The 12,604-nt window shown below is 40.2% G+C and carries 21 protein-coding genes; 19 read left to right on the top strand and 2 right to left on the bottom strand.

The genetic code is table 11. The annotated features are described in order from the left end of the window. The first annotated feature begins 23 nt into the window (after positions 1-23). Entirely contained in the window at positions 24-1,133 is a 1,110-nt protein-coding gene (locus BM015_RS01385; protein ID WP_090653752.1) for a BT_3928 family protein, read from the top strand. A 531-nt stretch (positions 1,134-1,664) separates the two neighbouring features. On the opposite strand, the gene BM015_RS01380 is transcribed toward BM015_RS01385, so the two are convergent. Together BM015_RS01380 and BM015_RS01375 are read right to left on the bottom strand one after the other, a co-directional pair. Further along, positions 1,665-2,627: a quinone oxidoreductase family protein gene (locus BM015_RS01380; protein WP_090653750.1), complete on the bottom strand. Its 963-nt coding sequence runs from the start codon at positions 2,625-2,627 to the stop codon at positions 1,665-1,667. A gap of 58 nt (positions 2,628-2,685) precedes the next feature. Then, on the bottom strand, positions 2,686-3,192 hold the full coding sequence (locus BM015_RS01375; RefSeq protein ID WP_245751162.1) for a Crp/Fnr family transcriptional regulator: 507 nt from the start codon (positions 3,190-3,192) through the stop codon (positions 2,686-2,688). A 270-nt stretch (positions 3,193-3,462) separates the two neighbouring features. Between BM015_RS01375 and rpsJ the strand changes: the two genes are divergently transcribed. From rpsJ to rplR, 18 genes are all read left to right on the top strand, one after another. After that, positions 3,463-3,768, top strand: a complete 306-nt coding sequence (gene rpsJ / locus BM015_RS01370; protein WP_090655123.1) for a 30S ribosomal protein S10 — start codon at positions 3,463-3,465, stop codon at positions 3,766-3,768. 333 nt (positions 3,769-4,101) lie between these two features. Next, positions 4,102-4,719 (top strand): 50S ribosomal protein L3, encoded by a 618-nt coding sequence (rplC, locus tag BM015_RS01365; protein WP_090653746.1) that lies wholly within the window; start codon positions 4,102-4,104, stop codon positions 4,717-4,719. Positions 4,720-4,773: 54 nt separating this feature from the next. Beyond that, the gene (gene rplD / locus BM015_RS01360; RefSeq protein ID WP_090653744.1) at positions 4,774-5,418 is read left to right on the top strand and encodes a 50S ribosomal protein L4; all 645 of its coding nucleotides are present in this window, start codon (positions 4,774-4,776) and stop codon (positions 5,416-5,418) included. Positions 5,419-5,444: 26 nt separating this feature from the next. Then, complete coding sequence (gene rplW / locus BM015_RS01355) at positions 5,445-5,744, top strand: 50S ribosomal protein L23 (protein ID WP_090653742.1); 300 nt, start codon at positions 5,445-5,447, stop codon at positions 5,742-5,744. Between the two features lie 52 nt (positions 5,745-5,796). Beyond that, positions 5,797-6,636, top strand: a complete 840-nt coding sequence (gene rplB, locus BM015_RS01350; protein WP_090653740.1) for a 50S ribosomal protein L2 — start codon at positions 5,797-5,799, stop codon at positions 6,634-6,636. A 30-nt stretch (positions 6,637-6,666) separates the two neighbouring features. Beyond that, entirely contained in the window at positions 6,667-6,933 is a 267-nt protein-coding gene (gene rpsS, locus BM015_RS01345; protein ID WP_090653737.1) for a 30S ribosomal protein S19, read from the top strand. Positions 6,934-7,023: 90 nt separating this feature from the next. Then, positions 7,024-7,368: a 50S ribosomal protein L22 gene (gene rplV / locus BM015_RS01340; RefSeq protein WP_090653735.1), complete on the top strand. Its 345-nt coding sequence runs from the start codon at positions 7,024-7,026 to the stop codon at positions 7,366-7,368. 21 nt (positions 7,369-7,389) lie between these two features. After that, positions 7,390-8,172, top strand: coding sequence for a 30S ribosomal protein S3 (gene rpsC / locus BM015_RS01335; protein ID WP_090653733.1), 783 nt, complete (start codon positions 7,390-7,392; stop codon positions 8,170-8,172). 123 nt (positions 8,173-8,295) lie between these two features. Next, the gene (gene rplP / locus BM015_RS01330; protein WP_090653731.1) at positions 8,296-8,709 is read left to right on the top strand and encodes a 50S ribosomal protein L16; all 414 of its coding nucleotides are present in this window, start codon (positions 8,296-8,298) and stop codon (positions 8,707-8,709) included. A 78-nt stretch (positions 8,710-8,787) separates the two neighbouring features. Beyond that, the gene (gene rpmC, locus BM015_RS01325; RefSeq protein WP_090653729.1) at positions 8,788-8,997 is read left to right on the top strand and encodes a 50S ribosomal protein L29; all 210 of its coding nucleotides are present in this window, start codon (positions 8,788-8,790) and stop codon (positions 8,995-8,997) included. A 4-nt stretch (positions 8,998-9,001) separates the two neighbouring features. Continuing rightward, positions 9,002-9,277 carry a 30S ribosomal protein S17 gene (rpsQ, locus tag BM015_RS01320; protein ID WP_090653727.1) on the top strand — a complete coding sequence of 92 codons (276 nt, stop codon included), beginning with the start codon at positions 9,002-9,004 and terminating at the stop codon, positions 9,275-9,277. Between the two features lie 99 nt (positions 9,278-9,376). Continuing rightward, on the top strand, positions 9,377-9,745 hold the full coding sequence (gene rplN, locus BM015_RS01315; RefSeq protein WP_090653725.1) for a 50S ribosomal protein L14: 369 nt from the start codon (positions 9,377-9,379) through the stop codon (positions 9,743-9,745). A gap of 94 nt (positions 9,746-9,839) precedes the next feature. Then, a complete protein-coding gene (gene rplX / locus BM015_RS01310) occupies positions 9,840-10,199 on the top strand; it encodes a 50S ribosomal protein L24 (RefSeq protein WP_090653723.1) in 360 nt (119 codons plus the stop codon). After that, positions 10,199-10,765, top strand: coding sequence for a 50S ribosomal protein L5 (gene rplE / locus BM015_RS01305; protein WP_090653721.1), 567 nt, complete (start codon positions 10,199-10,201; stop codon positions 10,763-10,765). The genes rplX and rplE overlap by 1 nt, the downstream gene beginning before the upstream one ends. Before the next feature lie 12 nt (positions 10,766-10,777). Continuing rightward, positions 10,778-11,047 (top strand): 30S ribosomal protein S14, encoded by a 270-nt coding sequence (gene rpsN / locus BM015_RS01300; protein ID WP_090653719.1) that lies wholly within the window; start codon positions 10,778-10,780, stop codon positions 11,045-11,047. Positions 11,048-11,172: 125 nt separating this feature from the next. After that, the gene (gene rpsH, locus BM015_RS01295) at positions 11,173-11,571 is read left to right on the top strand and encodes a 30S ribosomal protein S8 (protein ID WP_090653717.1); all 399 of its coding nucleotides are present in this window, start codon (positions 11,173-11,175) and stop codon (positions 11,569-11,571) included. 21 nt (positions 11,572-11,592) lie between these two features. Then, positions 11,593-12,147: a 50S ribosomal protein L6 gene (gene rplF / locus BM015_RS01290; RefSeq protein ID WP_090653715.1), complete on the top strand. Its 555-nt coding sequence runs from the start codon at positions 11,593-11,595 to the stop codon at positions 12,145-12,147. Positions 12,148-12,224: 77 nt separating this feature from the next. Beyond that, complete coding sequence (gene rplR / locus BM015_RS01285) at positions 12,225-12,578, top strand: 50S ribosomal protein L18 (RefSeq protein ID WP_090653713.1); 354 nt, start codon at positions 12,225-12,227, stop codon at positions 12,576-12,578. The last annotated feature ends 26 nt before the right edge of the window (positions 12,579-12,604 follow it).

The raw sequence follows: 12,604 nt of genomic DNA, 5'->3' as shown, positions 1-12,604 counted from the left end.
ACCTCATACCTAAAAAAGATACAATGACAACAAAAAAAAATACAGGCTTATTGATTATTCGCTGGGTTGTTGGGCTGCTGTTTATTTTTAGTGGGCTGGTTAAGGCGAATGACCCGCTTGGTTTGAGTTATAAGATGCAGGAGTTTTTTCAAGCCTGGAATATGTATTTTTTTAATGACTACACATTGGCCTTTTCCCTTATAATGAATGTATTTGAAGTGCTTGCCGGCGTCGCGGTAATCATTGGCTGGCGCATGCGCTTATTTAGCTGGCTGTTATTATTGCTCATAATCTTTTTTAGTTTTCTTACCGGTTATGCTTTGTTTTCCGGTAAAATAAAAACTTGCGGTTGTTTTGGAGATTGCCTGCCACTAACACCTGCGCAATCTTTTACAAAAGACCTTATTTTATTAGTCCTGATACTTATATTGTTTATTAACAGGAAGAAAATAATATCATCTTTAAGACCCATTGCGGCTGTTTGTTCTTTGATATTCTGTATTGCTGTTATAGGTGAATTGCAGGCTTATGTAATGAAGCATTTGCCGGTAGTAGATTGCCTCCCTTATAAAAAAGGAAATAATTTATTGCAGCAAATGCAGCCGCCGCCAAATGCAGTGCCGGACAGTATTGTAATGGTTTTTAAATACAGAAAAAATGGTAAGGTGCAAGAATATACTGCAGAAACTTTGCCCGCTGATCTCGATTCAACATACGAGTTTATTGACCGTGTAGATAAAGTTGTAAGAAAAGGAAATGCTACGCCGCCTATTGCTGATTTTGCTTTATTTTCTTTTAATGGAACAGATACAACGAAAGATTTATTACAATCTGATGCAAAGTATGTAATGCTGTTTGCAAAAGACTTCAGCACGGTTGATGACTGGATGAATGATGATTTTAAAAAGTATGTGCAGCAATTGCAACAGCAGCAAATACATTTTTATATTGTTACAGCTGATAAGCAGGGTGCTGAAAGAATCTCAGGCAGCATTCCTGCTGATGTTTTATTATGTGATGGCACGGTGATTAAAACGGCAGCGCGTGTAAACCCAACCTATTTTGTTATGCACGGCGCTGATGTGCTGGATAAATTCAGCTATGCTGATTTACCGGAAAGACTTTTAAAATAATAACCGGTAAAAGTTGCTGATGCTTGGATAAACGTTTGAAGTATTTAGTCTTTGCCGCAAAAATTATAATTTACCTCCGGAAACTGAAATGCTGTCAATTGTAATTGTTTTTTATTTTTCACTGTCCTTTTTAAGAAACAATACACTACTTTTATTTCACCAAACAAGCCTGCGTACATCTGCTTATTAAGGTATATCCGGGAGCAATACTATTTCTTCAATTCAATATTGCATTTGCGCAGAATAACTGAATTCGTAAATTAATAACGCTAACTGCTTTAATAACTTTTAATGATCGTACCTTTTAAAAAGAACATAAAATCAAAACGGGTGTTTAAGATAAACCTGTTTAAAGTTGATACCGGCGATATTATATACGCCATTATTATTTTGTTCGCTTTAATTATATTGTTTTTTTAAGCTTGGTCATTAAATCCTGATTGTGCAGTTTCAGAAAGTTGAAAATTTGGAATAGGCTCTTTTAACTGCTCACTCCGTAAAATTAAGTGCATGAAATTATTTCATTTTGTTTTACGGAACTATTACCAAACGTTTACCGGCAAGGCCAGTGCGCTGCCATGCCTCGCTGATATTTTTTAGTGGCACTTTTTCAATATCCATATATAATTTCTTCTCCTGTATCAAATTCCAGACGAGGTTAATTTCTTCCGTCAGCACTTCGCCGGCAATTTTTCCCACGCCCATCATTTCCAAACCTGAAGTACGGAATGCAGAACCCGGTATAGATAAATGTGATCCTGCTTTTTCGCCAACCTGTATATAACGTATCCTGTGTTTGGCAAAACCTGCTTGTTTAGGAATAAACGTATTGATCAATATTTCAGCAGGATGGCCCCATAAAAAATCAATCACGATGTCATAACCTTCATCGCCTCCTGCTGCAATCAGGTTCTCTGCAAGCTTTTCATCGCTTTGTAATAAACTGATTGTTTCATCTGCCCCTAAAGTTTTCAGCAGTTGAAGCGAAGCATCATTTCTGCCTGCAGCAACAATTTTTTTTGCACCTAATATTTTAGCTATTTGCACTGCAATTCTGCCCGAAACGCCGGTAGCGCCGTTTACAAAAACCGTTTCGCCAGGCAGTAATTTTGCTGCATGCTTTAAAGGAAGTAATGAAGTGAGTGCTGAAGGAAGAATAGCAGCGGCATCAGCAGGATCAATACCAGAAGGCACCGGGATAGTGTAACCTGCCGAAACCTTTTCTGCAAAAGCGCCATAAGGCGGCCTGATTTTTCCAAAAGCCACCAGCTCTCCATTTTCTGTAATGCCAACACCATCATTGCCAACTATTGCCGGGAATTTTGGAAATAAAGTTTTGCTTGAATAATGTTTTCCCGAAGATGCGCCTTTGTCGAAATTTTCAAGAACGGCTGCTTTTACATGTATAAATTGCTCATTGCCGGATATTACTGGGTCAGGAAAGTCTGCATATTGTGGTGTTTCCCCGAAGCCGGTAATTACTGCTGCTTTCATAATTCTTTATTTTGAAACAAAGTTGATGCAGCAGGCAGGCATTGAACGATAACATTTGTTAAGAACTATGCTTGTTTTCTTTTAGCAGTTTATTGCGGATGCGGCTTAAATGTACCGATGTAATGCCGAGGTAAGAGGCTATATAATGTTGGGGCACACGCTGCACTACCTGTGGTTTTTGCTGTAATAAATTCAGGTAACGTTGCTGCGGGGTATCGCGGATAAAGGATAAGAATTCCCGTACATAATATAATTGCCGCTCAAAAATTATTTCCGTCATTTCTTTCAAAAAAGTGGTGTCATTGTTCAGTTCCTGCATAATATGATCATAATCTTTTTTATGCATGATTTGAATTACAGAAGGCTCAATTGTTTCTATGGTAAAAATGCTTGGAATTTTTTTTCGGAAACTTTCGGCAGAGGACACGCCCTGCCCTTCAAAAAAGAACTGGAAGGTTAAATCCTTGCCATTATTGTTAATCCAGGCGCGCAGGCAGCCTTCTTCCACAAAGAAAAACTGCCTGGAAATTTCTCCTTCCCTAAGCAGGATGGTTCTCGACGGCACTTCAATTCTTTCATATAATGCTGCAAATTGTTCGAGCCTGCTTGAGGTGCGGGAGTTTTTCTGCCAAATAGCTTATCATAACCTTTGAGATGTTGATTTGGCAAACTTAATATTATTTGAAAGGAGCGGTGTTTTCATATTAAATGAATGAAATTTGCAGTTTCCGTGCATCCTTAACAAAAATTATCAAAAAAACTTCTCTAAATGCTTGTGCCATATCTGTGAGAAACCTACCTTTGCGCTCCCAATTTGAAAAAATTGGTTTTGATTATGTCTCAGAGAATAAGAATAAAATTGAAATCATACGATCATAACCTGGTTGATAAATCAGCCGAAAAGATCGTGAAAACAGTACGTGGCACAGGCGCCGTAGTAACAGGCCCAATTCCTCTTCCAACACATACGAGGATTTTCACTGTTCTCCGTTCTCCCCACGTAAACAAGAAAAGCCGTGAGCAATTCCAGTTGGCAACACATAAGCGTTTACTGGACATCTACACTTCTTCATCAAGAACCGTGGATGCGCTGAGCAAGCTCGATCTTCCTTCAGGCGTTGAAGTAGAGATCAAGGCGTAAACTGTCTGAACCTGGATTCTTAGGATTCAGGGATTATCGGATAAAAAGTTCTTACAAATAATATCATCTCTCAATCAATCGAAAGTTTGAAAAAAGAGCTCTGAAAAATGAAATATCTGAAAGGAGTTTTGGATTAATCCTGAAAATTAGCAGAATATCCAAGATACCGCTTCAGACAACATATAAACAAGCCCTTCGAGGTTTGCTTACTTCCGGTACTTCTCTCCCGGTGTAAAATCGGGAAACAAAAGAAAAGGTCGGTAGCTAAACAGAGGATCGATTCCTGACAAAAAAGGAAGTCCTTATAACCATGCGGGGCTAAAACCGCAAAAAATGAAAGGAATTATTGGTAAAAAGATCGGGATGACCAGCATCTTCACTCCGGATGGCAAGCAAACAGCTTGTACCATTATTGAAGCTGGCCCCTGCGTGGTAACCCAGGTTAAAACAAAAGAAACAGATGGGTACTCTTCTCTCCAGTTGGCATTCGGCGACAAAACTGAAAAACACTCCATTAAAGCCGAGACCAATCACTTTGCAAAAGCAAGCACTGCTCCTAAAAAGTTCGTAAAAGAATTCCGCGATTATAATATTGATAAAGCTTTAGGCGAAACTGTTACTATCGACATTTTTACCGAAGGTGAAAAAGTTGATGTTGTTGGTACAACAAAAGGTAAAGGTTTTCAGGGCGTTGTAAAACGTCACGGTTTTGGTGGTGTAGGACAGCAGTCTCACGGCCAGCATGACCGCCAGAGGGCTCCCGGTTCTATCGGTAACTCTTCCGATGCTTCACGTGTATTTAAAGGTGTGCGTATGGCCGGCAGAATGGGCGGCGACCGCGTAAAGCTTAAAGGTTTGAAAGTGGTAAAGCTGTTTCCTGAAAAGAATTATATTCTTATCAGCGGTTCTGTACCGGGGCATAACGGCTCTATTGTATTAATTCAGAAATAATCGAAACCTATAAGGTTTATAAACCTTATAGGTTTTAAAAATAAATAAAGCGAAATGCAAGTTGACGTTTTAAATATAAAAGGTGAAAAAACCGGCAGGACATTAGAATTGCCTGATGATATTTTTGGAGCAGAGCCAAATGATCATGTAATCTATCTCGCTGTTAAACAATACCAGGCCGCTCAGCGCCAGGGTACACATAAAGTAAAAACCCGTGCTGAGGTGCATGGTGCAAGCCGCAAACTTCACCGTCAGAAAGGTACCGGTGGTTCCAGAAAAGGTAACATTCGTAACCCCTTATACAAGGGTGGTGGTACCATTTTCGGGCCTAAGCCACACAGCTACGATTTTAAGCTGAACAAGAAAGTGAAAGACCTCGCCAAAGTGAGCGCCTTATCATACAAAACAAAAAATAATGCTTTATTGGTTGTTGAAGATGTAAAGCTGGATACTCCTAAAACAAAACAGGTGGCTGATGCTTTAAAAAGCTGGAATTTAGGTGGCAAGAAAACTTTGTTTGTTACAGATGAACTGAATGATAATCTTTATTTAAGTCTTCGCAACATTGATACCGTATTAAGCTGTGCATTAACAGATTTAAATACGTATGATATTTTAAATGCAGATGCGCTTGTTTTAACAGAAGGTGCGGCAAAAATATTTGTTGACGAAACAGAAGTGGCAGAAGAAAAAGCATAATTGAATAACATTTCAATAAAAGAAAAATGCAGTTAGCAGAAGTTTTAATAAAACCAATCCTTACAGAAAAGGCAAATGGCCAGCAGGAAAAGCTGAAGCGTTATGCTTTTAAGGTAAGCCGTAAAGCAAATAAGCTTGAAATTAAAAAAGCCGTTGAAGAATTTTACGGAGTATCTGTAGTGGATGTAAATACCCTGGTTGTTCCGGGTAAAAACAAAACCAAGTTTACAAAGGCTGGTTTTGTAAAAGGTGTAAAACCGGCTTATAAAAAAGCAATGGTTACCGTAGCAGAAGGCGATACAATTGATTTGTACGCAAATATTTAAGCAAATAAGTTAAGGCAGCAACTGCCGCAAAAGTTGATAAAATAAAAGTACAATGGCATTAAAAAAGTATAAACCGGTTACAGCAGGCATGCGTTGGAGAATTGGTAATGCGTATGCTGAAATAACTACCAACGAACCTGAAAAGAGTTTGCTGGAGCCGATGTCAAAAACGGCTGGCCGTAATGCTCAGGGCAGAAGATCAATGCGTTACATGGGCGGTGGCCATAAAAGGAAATACCGTGTTGTGGATTTTAAACGTAATAAAAAAGATATTGCAGCAACGGTAAAAACCATTGAATATGATCCTAACCGTTCGGCATTCATCGCTTTGGTTGAATATACGGATGGTGAAAAAAGATACATACTTGCGCCGCAGGGCCTGCAGGTGGGAGCCACTATTATTTCCGGAGATGCAGTAGCCCCCGAAATTGGCAATGCATTGCAAATGAAAAACATGCCGCTGGGTACAAATGTTCACAATATTGAAATGCAGCCTAACCAGGGCGGAAAGCTGGCAAGAAGCGCAGGCGCTTCCGCACAGCTTAATGCCAAAGAAGAAAAATACGCTGTATTGAAAATGCCTTCAGGCGAATTGCGCAGGATTCTTATTAATTGTTATGCAACAGTTGGTGTGGTTTCAAACAGCGACCATAACCTGCAAACAATGGGTAAGGCCGGCCGTAACCGCTGGAGAGGTATTCGCCCACGCAACCGTGGTGTGGCTATGAACCCTGTAGATCACCCGATGGGTGGAGGTGAAGGTAAAGCTTCAGGCGGCCATCCGAGAAGCAGGACAGGTAAATACGCTAAGGGCGAAATTACCCGTAAGAGAGGCAAGGCAAGCAATAAGCTTATCCTGCAAAGAAAGAATGGTAAAAAGCTGGCTAAATAATTAAATCAGAAATCGTTAAACAGAATATAAATGGGTCGTTCGATTAAAAAAGGTCCTTACGTTGACGTAAAGCTGGATAAAAAAGTTCTGAATATCAACGAGGGTAAAAACAAAAAATCAGTTATTAAAACATGGAGCCGCCGCTCTACAATTACACCTGATTTTGTTGGACATACTTTCGCTGTACACAACGGTAACAAATTCATCCCGGTTTATGTAACAGAATTTATGGTTGGCCATAAATTAGGCGAATTCGCTCCAACCAGGAACTTCAGAGGACATTCAGGCAGTAAATAAAATTCAAAATTAAAAAGTGAAAAGTAAAAATCAGAGACTTCGAATTTAAGCTTTTTGAATTTTGACTTTTGACTTTTGACTTTAATAATTATGGAAGCAGTAGCTAAACTTAAAAATTATCCCACAGGTCCGCGCAAAATGCGTTTGCTGGCTGATGTTATTCGTGGCATGCAGGTTGAAAAAGCGCTTGGTATTTTAGAGCATCATCCGCAGCATAATGCAACGCCTTTAGCAAAGCTTTTAAGAAGCGCCATCAGCAATTGGGAGCAAGCCAATTCCGATAAGAGTGCCGCTGATGCCAACCTTATCGTGAAAACGGTGTTTGTTGACGGTGGAAGGGTTTTAAAACGCATGCGCCCGGCGCCGCAGGGCCGTGGTTACAGGGTGCGTAAACGCAGCAATCATGTAACAATAATTGTTGATTCAAAAAATTAATTAAACAGAATAAACCTTAATATGGGTCAAAAAGCAAATCCAATAGGTAACCGGTTAGGTATTATCCGCGGATGGGAAAGCAACTGGTATGGCGCTAAGAAAGACTTCGCTACCAAACTCATCGAGGATAATAAAATAAGAAACTATCTTAATGCACGTATCAATAAAGGCGGTATTTCCAAGATCGTTATTGAGCGTACATTGGGTAAGCTTATCGTAACAATTCATACCTCAAAACCGGGTATCATTATTGGTAAAGGCGGAAACGAGGTGGACAGGATTAAAGAAGAGTTGAAGAAACTTACCAGCAATGAAGATGTTCAGATCAACATTCTGGAAATCCGTCGCCCCGAACTGGATGCAGCTATCGTAGCCGATAATATTGCACGCCAGATTGAAAATCGCATTAACTATAAAAGAGCCATTAAAATGGCAATCGCTTCATCGCTCCGTATGGGTGCCGAAGGTATTAAAGTAAAAGTTTCTGGTCGTTTGGGTGGTGCTGAAATTGCCCGTACGGAAGAAATAAAACAAGGCCGTACACCGTTGCATACTTTCCGTATGGATATTGATTATGCCAGCGTATTTGCGCTTACCGTTTATGGTAAAATCGGCATTAAAGTATGGATTTGTAAAGGTGAAGTTTTAGGCAAACGTGAGTTGAACCCGAACTTTATCGGCGGTAAGAACGAAGGTGGCGACCACAGGGAAAGAAGAGGTGGCGATCACAGAGGCGACAGGGGTGATCATCGTGGCGGACGCCGGGATAACCGCGGTGGTGAGAGAAGGGATAACAGAAGATAATTAAAGAGAAGCTACGGGCCATGTGCTATGAGCCATGAGCCAGAGCCTTAAAATAATATTGATTTTAAATAGCTAAATGCTGAAAGCTCAAAGCTGAAAGCTGATAGCTCAAAGCTGAAGAAAATGTTACAGCCAAAAAGAACGAAACACAGAAAGGCGCAAAAGGGAAGAATCCGCAAAGTGGCCAAAAGAGGCACTTCTATAGCTTTTGGTTCCTATGCATTGAAATCTCTCGAACCAATCTGGTTAAATAACAGGCAAATAGAAGCTGCACGCCAGGCTATGACAAGGGCGATGAAGCGTGAAGGTAATGTTTGGATCCGCATATTTCCTGATAAGCCAATTACCCGCAAGCCACTTGAAGTGAGGATGGGTAAAGGTAAAGGTAACCCTGAGTTTTGGGCTGCAGTGGTTGAACCGGGCCGCATTTTATTTGAGTGCGATGGCGTAAGCCTTCAAACAGCACAGGAAGCAATGCACCTGGCTGCTCAGAAATTGCCTATCAAAACACAGTTTATACAAAGAAGAGATTTATAATAATGTGATAATTTGAAAATATGTTAATGAGGTAAAACATTTCAAATTTTCAAATTGTAAATTTTCAAATTTAGAAAAATGGCAGACAGAATTGATTTTAATAAAAGTTTGAAAGACCTTAACGAGAATGATCTTAAGGCCCGTATTGCAGAAGACAAGCTGCGCTTAAAAAAGCTGGAATTTGCACATGCCATTTCTCCGCTTGAAAATCCTTTAAGCATCCGCGGCCTTCGCAGGGATATAGCCCGTTTAAAAACTGAATTAAAAAACAGAACATTACAAGCTTAATATAATGGCAGAGGAAACAACAACAGTGCAGAGAAACCTGCGCAAAACAAGAACCGGTGTAGTCCGCAGCAATAAAATGGATAAAACCATTACCGTTACTGTGGAAAGAAGGGTAAAGCACCCTATCTACGGAAAGTTCGTAAAGAAAACAACCAGCTTTCATGCGCACGATGAAAAGAACGAGTGCACAGTTGGTGATATCGTGAGAATAATGGAAACACGCCCGCTGAGTAAAACAAAACGCTGGCGCTTAGTTGAAGTGATAGAAAAAGCAAAATAAAGAAAGCTACGCGCTACGAGCCCCAAGCTACGAGCCGTACAGTTTAAAATAGTTTTTAATTGCTAATAGCTCGCAGCTAATAGCTCAAAGCTTAAAAAAATGATTCAGCAGGAAAGTCGTCTAAACGTAGCAGATAACAGCGGTGCAAAAGAAGTATTATGCATCCGCGTTTTAGGAAACAGCGGCCAGGACTATGCAAAAATTGGCGACAAAATAGTTGTTACGGTAAAAGACGCAATACCCGCAGGCGGTGTTAAAAAAGGAACTGTTTCTAAAGCTGTAATTGTTCGCACTACCAATAAGTTGAGAAGAAAAGATGGTTCTTATATAAGGTTTGATGACAATGCAGTTGTATTGCTCAACGCATCTGATGAACCACGCGGTACCCGTATTTTCGGGCCCGTTGCCAGGGAACTGAGAGATAAAGGCTACATGAAAATTATATCACTGGCGCCGGAAGTATTATAAAGAAGCTACGAGCTACGAGCCATGAGCTACGAGCCCGTTAATCATAAGATATAAAACGCTATAGAGTAAAGCTCATAGCTCAAAGCTTAAAAAAATGAGTAACAGATTTAAACCGAAGTTTAATATTAAAAAGGGAGACATGGTAATTGTTATCTCCGGTAACAGTAAGCCACAAAAAGAAGATGGCAAAACCATCTATAAACCACGTAAGGTTTTAAAAGTGCTCCCTGAAGACGGGCGTGTAGTTGTAGAAGGCGTAGGCATCGTTACACGTCACACAAAACCTTCGGCGCAAAATACAAAGGGCGGGCTTGTAAAAAAAGAAGCTCCTATCCACATCAGCAATGTTATGTTGTGGGATGCGAAAGCCGGCGCTCCAACTAAAGTTAAACGCAGCCGTGAAAGCGGGAAATTAGTTCGCATTGCTAAAAAATCAGGGGAGGAAATTAAATAATGGCAACAGAAAAATATACGCCGAGACTGGCTAAAAAATATAAGGAAGAAGTTGTTCCTGCTTTGTCCAAGAAGTTTGGTTACAAAAGCATTATGCAAACTCCTAAGCTGCAAAAGATTGCTATTAACCGTGGCGTTAATGGCGCTGTGGCTGACAAGAAATTAGTTGAAGTGGCTGTTGAAGAGCTTTCAAACATTACAGGCCAGAAAGCTGTAGCTACTTACAGCAAGAAAGATATTTCGAATTTCAAGCTGCGTAAAGGCATGCCGATTGGCGCACGTGTTACCTTACGTGGTGAAAAAATGTACGAGTTCTTGGACAGGCTGATTTCTGTTGCTTTACCTCGTGTACGTGATTTCAAAGGCATCAATGATAAATCATTTGATGGCCGTGGTAATTACACATTGGGTATTACAGAACAGATCATCTTCCCTGAAATTGATATTGACAAAGTGAACAAGATTACCGGTATGGACATCACTTTTGTTACATCAGGCACCAATAACGAAGAAGCATACGAATTGTTGAAAGAACTGGGTATGCCTTTCAAAAAAACTAATAATTAAGAATATATAATTATGGCTAAAAAATCAGTAGAAGCAAGGCAAAGAAAAAGAGAACGCATGGTAGCACAATATGCTGCTAAGCGTGCTGCTTTAAAAGAGGCCGGCGATTTTGCAGGTTTAGACAAGTTGCCTAAAAATGCTTCACCGGTTCGCTTAAAAAACCGCTGCCAGCTAACCGGTCGTCCTAAAGGCTATATCGGATACTTCGGTTTATCAAGAGGTGTATTCAGGGATATGGCACTTAATGGCAAAATACCCGGTGTTAAAAAAGCAAGCTGGTAAAATAGTGAATGGTCAATGGTGAATGAATAAAGCTCACCACTGGCAACTCATCGCTTACAAAAATTATCGTTAACAATAAAATCAATCCAATTATTACGCTCCGGCGTGATGTAGGAGGGCAAAATATGGTAACAGATCCTATAGCAGATTTTCTTACAAGAGTTCGTAATGCACAAATGGCGGGCCACCGTGTTGTAGAAATTCCTGCATCTAACTTGAAAAAGCGTATCACTGAAATTTTATACGAACAGGGCTATATCCTGAAGTATAAATTTGAAGATGATAATAAGCAAGGCTTCATTAAAATAGCATTGAAGTACGATCCTTCAACCAAACAGCCGGCTATCCGCAGTTTGGAAAGAATCAGCAGGCCTGGTTTGCGCCAGTATTCAAAACCTGCCGATTTCAAAAGAGTGATCAACGGCCTGGGTATTGCCATCATCAGCACATCCAAAGGTGTTATGACCGATAAGCAAGCCAAAGCACAGAATGTTGGCGGTGAAGTATTATGTTCAATTTCCTAAAGATTAAATTAAACTTATTATATGTCACGTATAGGTAAAGCTCCGGTTACAGTTCCCAATGGTGTTTCCATCACTGTTGGTAAAGACAATGTAATTACCGTAAAAGGCCCTAAGGGAGAATTGAAAGAAGCTGTTGACAGGGATATTAAAGTTGAAGCTGCAGACGGCGAACTGAATTTAAGCCGTCCTACAGACCAAATACGCCACCGTGCCATGCATGGTTTATACCGTGCTTTAATAGCGAATATGGTTAAAGGCGTTACCGAAGGTTTCAAGAAAGAACTTGAACTGGTAGGTGTGGGTTATAAAGCTTCTAACCAGGGTAATGTGCTTGACCTTTCTTTAGGGTATTCTCATAACATCATCTTCGAAGTTCCTAAAGAATTAAAAGTAAGCACAGAAACTTTGAAAGGGCAAAACCCCAAAATTTTCATTGAAGGCACTGACAAGCAATTGCTTGGCCAGGTTGCTGCAAAAATCCGCAGCCTGCGCAAGCCAGAACCTTACAAAGGAAAAGGTGTTAAGTATTCTGACGAAGTTATCCGTCGCAAGGCTGGTAAGGCTGCAGGTAAATAAGCCTTGTTCTTTAACAGGCAGGTAAAAAAGAACTTATAAAATATGCCCGGCAGTATCGGGAATAAATAAATAAACAAATGGACACTAAAGTTTTAAGAAGACAAAATATCCGCTATCGAATCCGCCACAAAATAAGTGGCTCGAATGAGAAGCCAAGATTGTCTGTCTTTAGAAGCAATTCAGAAATTTATGCTCAGCTGATTGACGATGTAAACGGTAAAACTATTGCTGCTGCATCATCTCAGGATAAAGATCTGAAGGCACAGAAAGTTACCAAGCTTGAAAAGTCAAAAATGGTTGGCGCTGCAATTGCCCGTAAGGCAACTGAATTAGGCGTTACTAAAGCAGTATTTGACAGGAGCGGTTATTTGTATCACGGCCGTGTAAAAGCATTGGCAGAAGGCGCGAGGGAAGGCGGCCTGCAATTTTAGATTCCAGATTTTGGATTTACGATTTT

Source organism: Parafilimonas terrae (assembly GCF_900115755.1).
GTDB lineage: Bacteria > Bacteroidota > Bacteroidia > Chitinophagales > Chitinophagaceae > Parafilimonas > Parafilimonas terrae.
The sequence above is the reverse complement of the archived record's forward strand: the minus strand, read 5'-3'. Positions and strand labels throughout refer to the sequence as shown.